Source organism: Bradyrhizobium sp. AUGA SZCCT0177, from assembly GCF_018130125.1.
Lineage (GTDB): Bacteria > Pseudomonadota > Alphaproteobacteria > Rhizobiales > Xanthobacteraceae > Bradyrhizobium.
The window spans coordinates 139,707-154,233 of record NZ_JAFCMA010000021.1; the positions used below are offsets into that span (position 1 = coordinate 139,707).

12 protein-coding genes are annotated in these 14,527 nt (G+C 59.7%); 4 read left to right on the forward strand and 8 right to left on the reverse strand.

The window, feature by feature from the left end:
- Window positions 1–39 precede the first annotated feature (39 nt).
- The 8 genes from JQ597_RS24095 to JQ597_RS24130 all read right to left on the reverse strand — a co-directional run bounded on the left by JQ597_RS24095 (window position 40) and on the right by JQ597_RS24130 (window position 9,771).
- The gene (locus JQ597_RS24095; RefSeq protein ID WP_212267251.1) at window positions 40–1,236 is read right to left on the reverse strand and encodes a glycosyltransferase family 4 protein; all 1,197 of its coding nucleotides are present in this window, start codon (window positions 1,234–1,236) and stop codon (window positions 40–42) included.
- Window positions 1,237–1,511: 275 nt separating this feature from the next.
- Window positions 1,512–2,711 (reverse strand): glycosyltransferase family 4 protein, encoded by a 1,200-nt coding sequence (locus JQ597_RS24100; protein WP_212267253.1) that lies wholly within the window; start codon window positions 2,709–2,711, stop codon window positions 1,512–1,514.
- 74 nt (window positions 2,712–2,785) lie between these two features.
- Window positions 2,786–3,970, reverse strand: a complete 1,185-nt coding sequence (locus JQ597_RS24105) for a glycosyltransferase family 4 protein (RefSeq protein WP_212267255.1) — start codon at window positions 3,968–3,970, stop codon at window positions 2,786–2,788.
- A 352-nt stretch (window positions 3,971–4,322) separates the two neighbouring features.
- Window positions 4,323–5,543, reverse strand: coding sequence for a polysaccharide biosynthesis/export family protein (locus JQ597_RS24110; protein WP_212267257.1), 1,221 nt, complete (start codon window positions 5,541–5,543; stop codon window positions 4,323–4,325).
- A 532-nt stretch (window positions 5,544–6,075) separates the two neighbouring features.
- Window positions 6,076–6,354, reverse strand: coding sequence for a hypothetical protein (locus JQ597_RS24115; RefSeq protein WP_212267259.1), 279 nt, complete (start codon window positions 6,352–6,354; stop codon window positions 6,076–6,078).
- A 516-nt stretch (window positions 6,355–6,870) separates the two neighbouring features.
- A complete protein-coding gene (locus JQ597_RS24120) occupies window positions 6,871–8,019 on the reverse strand; it encodes a glycosyltransferase (RefSeq protein WP_212267261.1) in 1,149 nt (382 codons plus the stop codon).
- Between the two features lie 145 nt (window positions 8,020–8,164).
- Window positions 8,165–9,253: a glycosyltransferase family 4 protein gene (locus JQ597_RS24125; protein ID WP_212267263.1), complete on the reverse strand. Its 1,089-nt coding sequence runs from the start codon at window positions 9,251–9,253 to the stop codon at window positions 8,165–8,167.
- A 239-nt stretch (window positions 9,254–9,492) separates the two neighbouring features.
- Window positions 9,493–9,771 (reverse strand): hypothetical protein, encoded by a 279-nt coding sequence (locus tag JQ597_RS24130; protein WP_212267298.1) that lies wholly within the window; start codon window positions 9,769–9,771, stop codon window positions 9,493–9,495.
- Between JQ597_RS24130 and JQ597_RS24135 the strand changes: the two genes are divergently transcribed.
- The 4 genes from JQ597_RS24135 to JQ597_RS24150 all read left to right on the forward strand — a co-directional run.
- Entirely contained in the window at window positions 9,743–11,386 is a 1,644-nt protein-coding gene (locus JQ597_RS24135; protein WP_249133376.1) for a type I secretion system permease/ATPase, read from the forward strand. The two genes, JQ597_RS24130 and JQ597_RS24135, sit on opposite strands and share 29 nt — an antisense overlap.
- An 11-nt stretch (window positions 11,387–11,397) precedes the next feature.
- Window positions 11,398–12,777 (forward strand): HlyD family type I secretion periplasmic adaptor subunit, encoded by a 1,380-nt coding sequence (locus JQ597_RS24140; protein ID WP_212267267.1) that lies wholly within the window; start codon window positions 11,398–11,400, stop codon window positions 12,775–12,777.
- Between the two features lie 102 nt (window positions 12,778–12,879).
- Window positions 12,880–13,911 carry an NAD-dependent epimerase gene (locus JQ597_RS24145; protein WP_212267269.1) on the forward strand — a complete coding sequence of 344 codons (1,032 nt, stop codon included), beginning with the start codon at window positions 12,880–12,882 and terminating at the stop codon, window positions 13,909–13,911.
- 243 nt (window positions 13,912–14,154) lie between these two features.
- Window positions 14,155–14,527 (forward strand): phosphoenolpyruvate carboxykinase (ATP) (locus JQ597_RS24150; RefSeq protein WP_212267271.1); only part of this gene is annotated, 373 nt, incomplete at its 3' end.

Sequence of the window (14,527 nt, forward strand, 5' to 3'; positions counted from 1 at the left end):
AAGAACAATAAAAAAATGGATGCTTGAAACTATTCCCGGTCAGGGAGCTTTCGAATTGCCGGCCGAATAAACCTCCATGTATTGCCGCGTGACCGACTCCGGCGAAAATTTATCTGCAAAATCCGATTGTAGCGGCTGCGTCATTTTCCATCTCGTTGTGTCGTTGACCGCCTTCACCATGAGTTCGGCCAACTGACGAAAATTGTTTGGCTCGTAGGAGCCCACCATATTTGAAAATCCCGAAATCTCCGGAATCCCTCCTGCCGTCGAGCAAATGGTTGCGCGGCCGGCATTGATGCTTTCGATCAGCGTCCGCGGCAGCGGTTCCGGCCAGACCGAGCTGACGAGGCAGACGTCGATGCTGGCGTAGAAATTCGCCGCTTTCGTAAAGCCAAGCCATTCGATGCGATCGTTCTTCTGCCCGGCCTTCAGGCCGCCTACGTACTGCTCGAGCCCCTTTCCGGCAATCTTCAGCCTCCAACCTGCGTCAGGCAGCAGTTCGGCCGCCTTCAGTACGACCTCGATACCCTTTTCGGCTTCGATCCGCCCAATGAAGCCGAACACCAGATCGCCGGTGGCGGGCGGTGAAACCGGAGCCGCCTCGCTGACGTCGGCAATATTGAAGATGACCTTGCCCGGGATGTTGGCGAAATAGCCAAGTTTCTGGTGCTGATCCAGCACAAACTGGCTGTTCGAAACGACGGCGTCGACCATACGCGAAGCAATCAGGGAAGGGGCGGTCATGGTCGCGCAGGCCGGGCACCGGCGGGCACATGTCTGTCCGTTGCGGAACAGGGTCGACCTTTTGCAGATCAGGGAATAGTCGCGCAGCGTGTGGACGACCCGCAGCTTGCGGCGCCTGGCTTCCGACCACAACGATACCGAAAATCCCGTGAGATTGTTGGTGTGCAAAACGTCGGGCGCCTCAGCATCGAGAACCGCGCCGAAGCGTTTGGCCGCCTCGCGATTCCAGGTGTCACGCAAATGCCATTTAAGTCGTCGCAGCCGCGACGGCTTTCGATCCTGGTCGAACGGCCAATAGTCGTTGTCGATCTGCAACCTGTATACGCGAACACCCCTGATCTCGCTGATCGAGGTTTCCGCCGCCTTGTGAAGGCAAATCACGGAAACCTGGTGACCCCTGAGGGCCAGTGCTTCCGCCAGCAGAGAAACGGAAACTTCAGCGCCTCCCATGATTTCCGGAGGGTAAAGGCTGTTTACGAGAAGTATCTTCAACTATCGCCTCATCGGTGTCGATCGATTGCCGCCGGTGCCTTGTTGCGAAGCAGGTCCTGAACGATCGACTCGTTCGACCTTACCTTCCACCAAGCGGTGCTGCCAGCCGAAACGCGCGGCACTGCGCGCAACAACGTGTGCAGTATTAAATGTCCCCTTGCTGAAGGACGTCAGGAAATTAAATCCCTGTTAACGGGCGCCGGCGGGAGGGTTGGCTGCTCAGCTGGCGGCAGGATACTGGAGAAATCGGAGCCGCATCGTTCCCCATCACACGGCTAGTTCTCACGGCGGCGCAGCTGCTCGAAGACCGCGCGGTATTCGGCGACGACTTCCGAGAATGTACGTTGACTGTTCTTGTCGGCGAACTTTCGGGTCATTGTTGTTACTTCGTCAGGATTCGACAACATCTTCCTGATGCTTTCGGCCAGCGAGTCGGGATCGGGCGCCGTAAGCCATCCGACCGCGCCCCGTGCGACGGCCTCCGGTATGCCTCCGAAGCGGGTGCCGAGGAAGGGCTTGCCGGCGGCCTGGGCATCAGCGACCACGATGGGGCCGGGCTCCTCCCAGATCGGCGGAATCACCACGACGTCGATTTGACGATAGAACGTTTCGGGGGCGACAAATCCCAGGAATTCGATCTGGGCTTCAGGTGCCAAGGCACGCAACCGCTCCTTCATCTCGGTGCTGGCAGAGCCTGCGATCACCAGCTTGACGGAGTTTGGCGGCAACGAGCCGACAGCCTTGACGAGATTGTAAATGCCTTTCTCCTCCGTGAGGCGCCCGATGAAACCCAGCGTCAGGAGGTCGGCCGGGCGTCTGGGCTCGGGCGCGACCGGGGGAAGTGCCGAAGCGTGTCTGATGACCTTGCGAAGCGGGGTGTCTGCGAAGAGGCCCAACTCCGTGTGAATATCCAGAATGCGCTGGCTCACGCCAACGATCGCGCTGAGCTGCCTGGTTGCGGTGCGGCGGCTTACGGTTAGTATCTTGCAGCTGAAGCAGGTGTGCGTGCAGGTGCTGCCGTGGGAGAAGCGCGAACATCGCGGGCAGGTCAGGTAATAATCGTGCAAGGTGTGGACGATGGGGATGCCGTGGTCGGATGCGGCCTTCCAGACCGCCGTCGTCAGGCCCGACAGATTATTGGAATGCAGCACGTCAGGCCTGAACGCCTTGATCCGGTCGGCGACCAATTTTGTCGATCGTCGCCAATCCTCGACCGCGTGCCAGAGTCCCCGCATTGGTGCGCTGTGCTGTTCGGTGAACGGCAGATAGATGTTACTGACCGGCTCGGAATAGATATCGACATCGTCGCATGATTCCGTTTGCTGGTTGGGGGCTGACGCGGCGCGGATCACTTCCACACTGTCCCCGCTGGCGACGAAGCCCTCGACCAGTTTGCGTACGAATATTTCCGCGCCGCCGATGACCTTTGGGGCCAGCGGCGTCGGATAGAGGGATGTTGTAACAAGGACCCTCATCAAAAATGAGCCGTCCCGGTGCAGATCGTATAGCGATTGGTTGCAATTGCTCTCATTGATACAGAACTGTCCCCCTAGCTGTCGGCCGAATACATCTCCAAATATTCGCGTGTAATGGTCTCAGGCGTGAACTTCTCCGCAAAGTCTGGTCGCGGAGGCAGGCTTTTTTTCCATCGAGCGGCCTCGTCTATCCCCTTCAACATTAGTCCGGCCAGCTCGCGGTGATCGCTTGGTTGGTACATACCGATAAGGTTGGAAAACCTCGATATCTCCGGTATCCCACCCGCAGTGGAACAAATTGTGGCGCGGCCGGCGCTAATTCCCTCGATCAGGGTGCGCGGCAGCGGCTCCGGCCAGACCGAGCTGATCAGGCAGACGTCGATACCGGCGTAAAAATCCTGAGATTTGGCAAAGCCCAGCCATTTCACCCGGTCGCTCGGGTGACGGGCTTTGAATTCCCGGACATCGGACTCGAGACCTCTGCCGGCAATCTTGAGCTGCCAACCGGTGTCGGGCAGCAATTCTGTTGCCTTGAGCACGACATCGATGCCTTTCTCGGCTTCAATCCGTCCGATGAATCCAAATGTCAGGTCCTCATCGGAGGGGGCCGCCGCAGGGGCGAGCGCGCTGGTGTCGGCAATGTTGAAGATCACGCGATCCGGAATTTCGGAAAAGTATCCGAGACGCTGATGCCGATCGAGCACGTACTGGCTGTTGGAGGTGACTGCATCGACCAGGCGCGAGGCGAGCCGGGACGAAGCCGTCATGGCGGCGCAGGACGTGCATCGGCGCTCGCAGGTAGCGCCATTCCTGAAAAGCGTCGACCTTTTGCAGAGCAGCGAGTAGTCGCGCAACGTATGCACGATCCTGATGTTGCGGCGCCTGGCTTCCGACCAGAGCGCCACTGAAAATCCCGTCAGGTTGTTGGTGTGGACGACGTCAGGCTTTTCAATATCCAGGATTTCCGCGAACCGTTTCGCGGCCTTCCGGTTCCAGGTGTCACGCAAGTGCCATTTCAGGCGTTGCAGTCGCGATGGCTTTCGATCCTGGCCGAATGGCCAGTAATCATTGTCGATCTGAAGTCTGTAGACGCGGACGCCCTTTAAATCGCTGACCGAGGTCCTCTGCGCGTCATGCAGGCTGACGACGGAAACCTGATGGTGGTTGCGGGAAAGGGCTTGCGCGAGCAGCGACACGGAAACTTCAGCGCCCCCGATGATCTCCGGAGGATAAAGCGTATTGACGATGAGTATTCTCAAGGATCGCCTCAGGTTGGAAGCTTACCGGTGCGAGAGTTCCATTCGCCAAGGGAAATTGAAGGCGAGGGAAGTCGGGCCATCTGCATCGACCGGCAGCAGGGTTCCGATGCGGCATGCCGTTCCGGCACTTGGCTTCGGTGTTTGATCGGCAGAGATAGGTAGTCTCGCTATCGGCTGCCATGCCTTTTCAGTTGCAGGGCATGTCGGAACAGCGTGCGGGTCCTGGCGCCCGATGTGTTCCGGCTCTTGATCAAGACAAAGGGTCTCGTCCATGGCGCGATTGCGAGCAATCGATTGCCTGAACGCGTCTATCCTCTCTTGTTGCGGTTCGAGTTGGGCGATGCTCCCTGGTCTATCTCGAGTTCGCAATGGTGGCGCTGATATTTGCCGCGTTCGTGGTTGCCGCGTTCAGCGGATTCATCAGCTTGATGAACTCGGTCGACGGCGACTCCGCGACCGAAATCACGTCGTGATCGCGCATCCGGAATGAGTCCGCGTGGAACCAGCCATCGGGCTTGCTCATGTCGAACTTGTAGATGGCGGGCGCCAGCTGGGTCGGGAACTGAGATACCTCCAGTCCGATCTTCTCCAGCAGCGGCTTTGGTTCGAAGCGATAGACGAAGATCGATTTGGCATCGGCGCGGATGCCGTCCAGACCGCCGGCTTTCGCCAGCGCTTCGGCCAACGTCATGCTGTCGTTTTCGAAGGTGAAACGGCGGTTGTTGGTGCCGCCGATCGAGCCGGGCGACGGTGTCGAGCCGAAGACCATGAACACCCTCGGAATTCGCGTCAGGAAGACGACGTCGCCGGGAGCGAGCAAGATGTCTTCGCCGGGATGACGGACGACGCTCGACATCGACTCGTTGTAGGTACGGCCGCTTCGTTTGATCGTGATGGTGGATTCGTAAGAGGGGTATTTGGGACCGCCCGCGCGCGCGATGGCGCCCATCAGCCGAATGCCGCCGGGGTCGACCGGGAAGCGCAGCGGCGTGTTGACCTCGCCAAGCACGCTAACCTGATTGCCGCGCTGCTCAGCAACGCTGACGACGGCTTGTGGATCGATGGCGCGATCCTTGAGACGTTCGCGAATGATATTGCCCACCGCGCGCGGGGTCAGGCCGGATACCTTGATCGCACCGGCATACGGGATGTTGATATTGCCCGACTGGTCGACCTGCTGACGTGGAATGTCGACGAAATTACCCGGCCTCACGCCCGCTTCGCGCGGGATGAACAGACCGCCGGCCTGGGCCTCGTAAACGGTGACGGTAACGATATCGCCGACACCAATGGTCACATCGCGATAGTTCCCGCCAGGCAACCGGGAAAATACCAACCCCGTACCGTCGGTAAAGGAATTGGTGGCCTGCAACACCACCGGATTGATCGGCATCAGTATGTAGGGAAGCGGTGCCGATGGCTGCGTAACGATCGCCGCGTTCGAATGCGTCGCTGATCCATCCGGCGCATCCGTCGGAATAAAGCCCGCGCAGCCGCCAAGGCCGAACGCCAGTGCCGCAAAAAGAGCAGAAGAACAAATCAGCCCTTTTGCTTTTGTTCTTCCTTTAATCACTGCAGCACCCTCGTGATACGCTTGGTCCAATTTAAAACTCTTCGTCCCATTTAACCGTAGCAATCATCCGGATCCGAAGTCACTCCCGAGCGGCCGCCTTCCGAGGTAAAGCCTCGGCCATGTGACCTTCTTGCAACTTGCACTGAGAGGGTTCTGAGCAAAACCTGGCTAAAGTTTGAGCATGGCGTGTATTGTCAGTAAATGCGTCATTTTCTCGTCACTATCTCGCCTTCATGTCCGGCTGGGAGAATTAAATATCGTATTATTCGTCGCTATTTAATATCAGGGCGACGGCGCGCATACGCTGTGGCGGGTGACTGCGGTGCCTGGTGGATCAAGGTCGACATGCAAGGTCGAGCGCCCGGCCGGGGATCAGCCGAACGATCCCTGGGATGCCGGGCTCGAGGCTGCGGAAAGACCGGGCGTGGAACGCCGCTCGGCGCACTTGCCGAGCGCCCGCCCGGGGGCGGTACAGGCGTCCAGGACAGCCGTCCCGGATCGGCTAGGGCGGGCGCACGCAGGATTTGAACGGCTAGGTGGGTTCTTGCTTCGCGGCGATCGATGAGCGAACGCGGTCGCTTAGCCAGTGGCCAAAGAACAGAACCCTGGTGACGATGGAATGGCCACGTCCACCGGGCGATTTAAACAGCAATGGACGCCCGCTCGCGGCATCGGATGGATCCGCAGCGTGAGATTTGGCCGGGTTATCGGCTGAGGCAGGATTTGGCCGGATCGGTCGGAAGTACATTGCTAGGGCGAAAAGGATATTAAACACGAACCAGCCTGCCAGAACGTACAGCAGCGTTTCCAAATGGAAGCCTCCTTTAGGGGCGTTCGCCACTTATACATGAGTTGGCACGGGGAACTCCCCGCAAATCGATGCCGCAGCGCAACAATATTTCGCGCGGCGCGGCGAAAGCCGGTTGTCCAATATTTGTTAGGGATTTCAGCCGTTAAGCACGAGTCTCCTGGATTGACGTAACTACTTACTAATTCGGGCCCCCTAGCTATACTCGCTTCAAACGAGAAAAGGGAGGCAAGCGAAATGGATGCCCTACCGGTGGCATTGTTGGCGTTCACCGCAGGTTTTTTGACCTGCGCGTTGCTCGTCGCTGTCCTGATACGGTGGTCGTTCTCCGACAGGCGCGAGCGCGGGAACGAGTCCGCCGCCAGCGATGACCAGAAGCCGCGCGGAGTCGACTTTCTGTGGCTGGGCAGGTGATTTGACGGGGCCCGGCCGCCAGCCGTTCGACGAGGCGTCCAGGCTTTTGAAAATTAATGCCTTTGAAAATTAATGTCTTTCGGCGCCGCAAGGCAGCGGCTGCGATTAGAAATTGTTCGGCAAATCCGATTGCAGTTCGGCTTGTTGCCGGGACCGGATGTGATCGCCTCGTCCGAGGTCGACATAGACCTGGCTAAGGACGCGATGCGTCTTCTCGATGTCATAAAGCTGTCTGAAGCGCTCGTAGCCTCGCAGACCGACCGCAGGCAGATCGAGCTTCAGCGCGCGCCGAAACCCTTCAACGAGTTGGGCGGCGGAAGCCGGCTCACAAAGCACACCCGTCACGCCATCTTCGACGATTTCCGGCAACGCGCCGATGCGAAAGGCAATGATCGGTTTGGCCGCCCGCATCGCCTCGAGGGCGACGAGGCCGAAGGCCTCCCAGCGTGAGGGGATGACGACGAGATCCGCCTTCTCGAGCTGGGCCTCGATCTGGTGTCGATCCTGCCAGCCCAGCAACGAGACGTTGGAGGGAAGCGCACGCCCCTCATCCTTGTATTTGCCGATCACCGAAGCCCCGACGATCCGGACGTCCACCTGGTCCTCGAGCGCGCGGGCGGCTTCGGTCAGGAGATCGTACCCCTTCTGGCGGTCGAGGCGGCCGATGAACAGAACCTTGGTCTTTTCCGAAGGCCATATCGCCGAGACAGTATCGAGCAGCGGACGGTGTTTCGAAATACCGTTGTGCACAAGAACCAGGCGATCGGCTTCAATTCCGGCCTGAACCCCCTCTTTGTACTCATCCCTCGAAATGCAGATGATCCGATCCGTGATCCTGGCCAGGATACCTTCCGTGATCTTGGTGACCTGATGGCTCAGCCGGCCCGTCTCGCGAGAGAAAGCCCAGCCGTGCGGACAGTAGACGACCCGCGGCCGCTTGCGCCTCAGCAACAGGAACGGGCGGAGAACCAGTCCGGCAAACGAGGAGTGCAGGTGAACGACATCCGGTTGCTGGCGGTGAACAGCGCGCAGGGTCGCCACCAGCATCCGGAACAGGCCCGAAATACCCCGGTCCGAACGGCCGAATTCCGTGATTTCCGCGTCTTCGATCCCAACCAAATCGGCCCGATGACCGGATGGTATCACATAGTGCACGTTGCCGGCGCCGAGGCTGGTCCGCTGGTGGGGGTGCAGCTCGTTGAGATAAGTCGCGATGCCGCCCCGGATCGTTTCGGCGACATGCAGAACTCTCATGGTTCTAACCTGACTGCTGGGCACCCTTAATCCTTCATTTTCTTTCACGCCGATACGACAAACTGATCCCCAATACGCAGCAATAATTGGGCCGCGATGTGGTGGGCTCCTGCCTTTGTTCAGGTTTAATACGTTTATTTAAATTTTAAACTGTGGATTTTTCGAGAAAACGCAACATGGCGGTAGCGGATTTAGCCCACGAATAGGCTGCCAGGCGCGCTTCCTGTTTCTGCCGCTCGGGGCCGGATATGCCTCCTGCTGCAATTCTTTCGAGCATGCGTTGATGCAGCTCGTCCACGTTGAGCGGGTCGAAATAAGCGGCGGCGTCGCCGCAGGTTTCGCGTACCGCCTCTGCCGTACTCGCTATCACCGGACAGGCGAAGAACATTGCCTCCAGCGGAGGCACACCGAAGCCTTCATAAAGGCTGGGGAAAATAAATGAATTTGCACGCGAAAAGAGCGCCGCGATCTCTTCGTCGCTGAGCCGGCCCGCCATCACAACCCCGGCCTTTGCGGCGGTGGGGCCGTCCGAAAACACCTTGCTGTTGTCGCCGCCGACCACGACGAGCGGAATATCAGCGCGGCCCAGCCGCTCCGACGCCCGAATGGCCAGCGAAACGTTCTTGTTCTTCGTCATCGACCCGACGAAGAGAAAGTAGCGGTGGGGCACGAGGCCCAACCGGTCGATCACGCGAAAATCCGGCACTGTTGCCGCAAAATGCTCCGCGCTGTTGGAAAACACCGGAATGGCCGACGGTGCCAACCGCAAGGCGGCGGCGAGTTCGCGCCGCGAGAACTCGGAAACCGTGGCAATTGTCGCGGTTCGGGCCAGCAGATGGCCCAGCGTCCGGTGCAGCATCAGATAGCTCCGGCTGAAGAAATCCGGCCGGCGAAACACCTGTGCGTCATGCAGGACGACGAGGTGATTACGGTGAAGAACCGGCCCGGAGTTGGCGAGGCTGATCAGCCGGCCACCCGCCGACGCCCGCGCAAGGTCGATCTGATCCCAGGCATGCCCGGTCCGCCGGCCTACCTGTCTGGTCCTGATGACGGCGAGGTCGAGCTCGGCCTTCGCGTTGGGCGGGGTGAGGAGCTGCCATTCCGCCGCGAGCAGGGGCTGCGCGGCTTGCCCGGACGCCAGCAAGCGATCCATGGCCTTAACCATTTCGGCGGCATAGCGCTGAACGCCCGTGAGCGATTGCGACAGGAATCTACCGTTGATGAAAATTTTCAAAGACGATCTTCTTCAGCTTTCACGCACCCAGTGTTGGCTGCTGCCTTGTTAGTGGGCACGGGGAGTGAGTTCGAGTTCTGCCAAGTCTGGCATGGCGAAGTCTGGCATGGCGAACCATCCGTGGGAACCGTTCCGCACGCATGCTGCCTCCGTTAAATCACTAGATGCCGTGCTGGCAAGAGAGGCTCAATCAAATGCAAACCAAACGAGCATGTCGGCTTCATGAATCTTGCAGCGTGCTAATTATTTAGGAACGAATTTGGTTTGATGTGATCAGGCGCGCGCTGTCGGCTGGATTTAATTGAGTGGAGATGGAACTCAGCGCGCAACAAAAAGCACACATTCTGCGCGCATGGGATTTGTGCGGGCATGTTTCCTTGTTGGATCAGCGCGGAATGGTGGAGCGGGATTTTCGCAATGGCTGGGTCTGGTCCAATTAAGGCAAGCACCGTTCTCGTCAACGGCGTGAAGTCGTGCGTTCCGGCAGTCATGACGACGGTGGTTTTCAGCTTCTTCATTAATCTGCTCGCATTCACCAGCCCGCTTTATATGCTGCAGATTTATGACCGGGTGATCGGCAGCCGCAACGAGACCACGCTGCTCGGCATCACGCTGCTGGTCGGTTATCTCCTGATCATCAATGCGCTGCTTGAGATGCTGCGCTCGCGCCTGATGGTTCAGGCCAGCCTCGCGGTCGACAGCAAGCTGGCCGGCTCGGTCTTCGATGCAACGCACTCCGCCGGCCTGCATTTCCCCCGTCTTGCCCAGGGACAAACGCTGCGGGACCTCGATTCGGTTCGCGAGTTCATCGCCGGTCCGGCGCTGATTGCGCTGTGCGACTTGCTGTGGATGCCGATCTTCATCGTGACCTGCTTCTTTCTTCACCCCTGGTTCGGGGCGATCGCGCTGGTCGGCTCGGCCCTTATCTTCCTGTTGACGGTTGCCAGTGAGCTCGCCACCACGGGCCCGATGAGCCAGGCCTCCAAGTCGTCGATCGCGGCCAACCAGAAGGCCGTATCTGCCCTGCGCAACGCCGAAGTCATTCACGCCATGGGCATGCTCGATGTCCTGCGCGAGACCTGGATTGCGCAACACGCCCATGTGCTCAATCTTCAGGCAATCGCAGGCACACGGTCGGGGTTGATGGCGGCCGCGTCCAAGTTCGTCCGCATGTTCCTGCAATCGATGGTACTTGGCCTTGGCGCCTATCTTGCGATCCACAATCAGATTTCTGCGGGCATGATCATCGCCGCTTCGATCTTTGTCGGGCGGGCGCTTGCTCCCGTCGAAGGCGTCGTCGGAAACTGGAAGGGACTGACCAACGCGCGCAACAGCTGGAGCAGGCTTGTCAAACTGTTCGCTGTCGCCGGCGAGGAGCCGCAGCGGGTGAGCCTGCCGCGGCCGGTCGGCCATCTGACGCTCGAGGCGGTCACCGCGGGACCTCCGGAACAGTCGCGCAGCACCTTGCGGAATATCTCGTTCGAAGCCCGACCGGGCGAAGTCGTGGGCATTGTCGGCCCGAGCGCCGCCGGAAAATCCAGCCTGGCTCGGGTGATTACGGGCGTGTGGCGACCGTCGTCAGGCAATGTGCGTCTCGACGGCTTCGATTTTTCGCATTGGAATCCGCGCGAACGCGGTCGCTACATCGGTTATCTGCCGCAGGACATCGAGCTGTTTTCCGGAACCGTCGCGCAGAACATCGCGCGGTTTCAAGAGGTCGACAGCGAAGCGGTGATCGAGACCGCCAGGCTTTGCGGATGTCACGAGATGATCCAGCTCCTGCCGGACGGCTACAACACCGCGGTCGGCGAGGGGGGCGCCACGCTGTCGGGCGGCCAGCGCCAACGCATCGGGCTGGCTCGGGCGTTCTTTGATCGTCCGGCCCTGGTCGTTCTCGATGAACCCAATGCAAGTCTTGACCAGGGTGGCGAGGAAGCGCTGGTCCAGGCGATCAGCCGATTTCGCTCGTTCGGCACCACAATCGTTCTGATTACCCACAAGATCAGCGTACTGACCGTGGCCGACAAGATTCTCGTGCTGGAGGGCGGCATGGCGCAAGTGTTTGGTCCCCGCCACGAAGTGCTCAAGCATTTGATCGCTCCTCCAGTGCCCGTTCGGGCTGCGGCAGGCTGAGGTCAGTCATCATGTTCAAGGTTCGTTTCTCAATTCCTGCATGGTTTTCAATTCCTGCGCGCTTCAAGGCAGGTATTCCCCGGCGCGTCCCCAGTTCGCTGCCATTCGCAAATGCGCAAGGCAAAACGGCAATCGCCGGATACACGCTGATCATTTTCACCTTCGGTGTCATGGGAGGGTGGGCGGCTGTCGCACCGCTCGACCGCGGCGTCGTTGCGCAGGGCGTTGTCATGATCGAGGACAGCCGCAAGGTGGTGCAGCACCTCGAAGGCGGCATGGTGAGCGAGATTTCGGTCAGAGAAGGGCAGTCCGTCGTTGAGGGGCAATTGCTGGTCAACCTGTCGCCGCTGCAGGCGAGCTCGGGGCTCGAGACGGTACGTAGTCAACTCGACGGCGCGCTCGCGCTCGAAGCGTCACTGGTTGCCGAAATCGATCGCCGCGATCGCATCACCTTTCCTCCGGAACTGCTGGAGCGGCAGGCCGCTTCACCGGTCCTGGCCAGGATCGTCCAGGACCAGACGCTGCAATTTGAAGAGCGCAAGCGCTCGCGCGCGACCCAGATCACGCTGATCGAATCCAAGATTCAGCAGCTCGGGTGGGAAATGGAAGGCATCGGCGTCGAGAAGTCGTCGACCGAGAAGCAGATCGGTTTCCTCGACGAGGAGTTGACGGGCCTTCGTTCGCTGAAGGAGCGGGGGTTGATCCCGATCACGCGCGTGCTTGCCATGGAAAGGGAGCGCACGCGCCTTGAGGGCATCGTCGGCCGGGCCATCGCGGATACGGCGAAAGCGACCAACGGAATCAGCGAAGCGCGCCTGCAGGTGATGCAGCTGGAGCAGAAATTCCAGGAGGAAGTCTCGGCCCAGCTGCTGGAAACACGCCAGAAGATCAACACCGCGAAGGAAAAGCTGATCGTGGCGCGGGACTTGTTCACCCGCCTCGATATTCGCGCGCCGCGAGCGGGCACCGTACAGAATTTGAAAGTGTTTACGGTCGGGCAGGTCGTTCGTGCCGGCGAGTCGCTGATGGAGATCGTTCCGAGCAACCAGAAGCTCGTCGTCCACGCCCAGCTTCCCGTCAATTCGATCGAACATCTCAGCGTGGGGCAGACCGCCGAAATTCGTTTCCCGGGACTCCGCGCGCGCGGCATTCAAATGATGACCGGAAAGCTGGCATCCATTTCGCATGACAGGCTGGTGGACGACGTTACCAAGCAGCCCTATTTTCTCGGCCTCATCGATCTCTCCGATGCCAAGCTCGATGCACGCTACCGCGACAAGCTGATCGCGGGCATGCAGGCCGACGTGGTGGTCGCGACCGGCGAGCGCACGGCGCTGGAATATATCGTGTCGCCGCTGACGGATGCCCTGCATACGTCTTTCAGGGATTGAACGCGCAAACGGCGATTTAAATACGCTGCACGCGAATTTGGCAGATTGCGCTTGAAGCGTGGCGAGTTGCCTTACGCTGTTTAATGCGCGGACCGAGTGAGGATGACCGTGTCGACTTTGGGACCTGTGATTGTTACTGGGGCCGCCGGATTTATCGGCATGCAGGTGTGCGAACGGCTGCTCGCGCGCGGTGAGCAGGTTGTCGGCATTGACGCGCTCACACCCTATTACGACCCGGCGCTGAAGCGCGCCCGGCTAAATTACCTGACGCAGCACACCGGCTTCGCATTTCATGAAACGGATCTTGCGGATTCCAGCGCGACGAAACTTGCTTTCGATGCGGTCAGGCCTGATCGCGTCGTGCATCTTGCCGCACAACCCGGCGTTCGCGCATCGATCGACGATCCGATCGCCTGCATCCGGGCGAATTGCGACGGGTTCGTCACCGTGCTGGAGAGCAGCCGCCGCCACAACGTGAAGCACCTGGTTTTTGCTTCGTCGAGTTCCGTTTACGGCGCCAACCGCACGCTTCCGTACGCGACGGAGCAATCGGTCGATCATCCGGTCAGCCTCTACGCCGCAAGTAAAAAAGCCAACGAGTTGATGGCGCACACCTATGCCCATGTGCACCGGCTTCCGGTCACCGGCCTGCGGTTCTTTACCGTGTATGGCCCGTGGGGAAGGCCCGATATGGCGGCCTATCTCTTCACGCGCGCAATTTTCGAAGGCAAGCCGATCAAGATTTTCAACCACGGCAACATGCGGCGCGACTTCACCTATGTCGACGATATCGCGGAGGGTGTGATCCGCACCCTGGATCGTCCGGCTGCGCCGAATCCGGCCTGGGATGCGGAGCAGCCTGAATCTGCCACAAGTGCGGCTCCGTATCGCGTCTACAACATTGGCAACAACCGGCCGGTGAATTTGCTCGATTTTGTCTCGACGCTCGAGGAGATCATTGGAAAGCCGGCGGTTCGGGATCTCCTTCCGATGCAGGCGGGGGACGTGCTCGAGACCTGTGCCGACATCTCGGCGCTGCAACGCGATGTCGGGTTCTCGCCTTCGACGCCGTTGGCTGAAGGCCTGCGGCGATTTGTCGAATGGTATCGCGGTTACCATGGCGTGGCGGGCTGACCGGCACGGCCCATCCGGGCGAGAAAAGAAATGGTTGCGGCCGGACTCACCGGCGAACTGCCCGGAGATCTCACGCCCCGCGACTGCAATTTGGGCAAATTGGGTCGGGCATGATGCTGTCGCATGCCTGCCCGTCGTCTTGAATAGGTAAGCCCCAGATCGTGGCACTATTCTTGCGTTTCATTGTCATTCGCATTTCGTGATCGACCGCTAGGTCGTGCGGTGATTGATGGGAGATCCTTCGTGCAAGAGACAGGCGTGCGTAACGGTGCCTTTGGCGCCGATAAATTTGGCTTAAAGAAACTCAAGGAGGTGCATTGGAACCTCGGAGCGCCGCAGCTCTACCAATATTCGCTGTCATCCGGCGAAGCTGTGCTCTCCGCCGATGGCGCGCTCTGCGCCGACACCGGCGAATTCACCGGCCGCAGCCCGAAGGACAAGTTCACGGTGCGCGACGCCTCCACCGAGAAGATGTGGTGGGCCGGCAACCAGTCGATCACGTCAGAGCAGTTCGACGCGCTCTATGCTGATTTCCTCACGCACGCCGAAGGCATGACGCTGTTCGCGCAGGACCTCCATGGCGGCGCCGATCCGAGCTTTCAGATCAAGACCCGCG

Bases quoted from the DNA above. Each gene is read 5' to 3' on its own strand.
- JQ597_RS24120 (WP_212267261.1), bottom strand. From the start codon at position 8,019: ATGAGAGTTCTGCATGTCGCCGAAACGATCCGGGGCGGCATCGCGACT.
- JQ597_RS24145 (WP_212267269.1), top strand. From the start codon at position 12,880: ATGACCGTGTCGACTTTGGGACCTGTGATTGTTACTGGGGCCGCCGGA.
- JQ597_RS24130 (WP_212267298.1), bottom strand. From the start codon at position 9,771: ATGAAGAAGCTGAAAACCACCGTCGTCATGACTGCCGGAACGCACGAC.
- JQ597_RS24140 (WP_212267267.1), top strand. From the start codon at position 11,398: ATGTTCAAGGTTCGTTTCTCAATTCCTGCATGGTTTTCAATTCCTGCG.
- JQ597_RS24135 (WP_249133376.1), top strand. From the start codon at position 9,743: ATGACGACGGTGGTTTTCAGCTTCTTCATTAATCTGCTCGCATTCACC.
- JQ597_RS24100 (WP_212267253.1), bottom strand. From the start codon at position 2,711: ATGAGGGTCCTTGTTACAACATCCCTCTATCCGACGCCGCTGGCCCCA.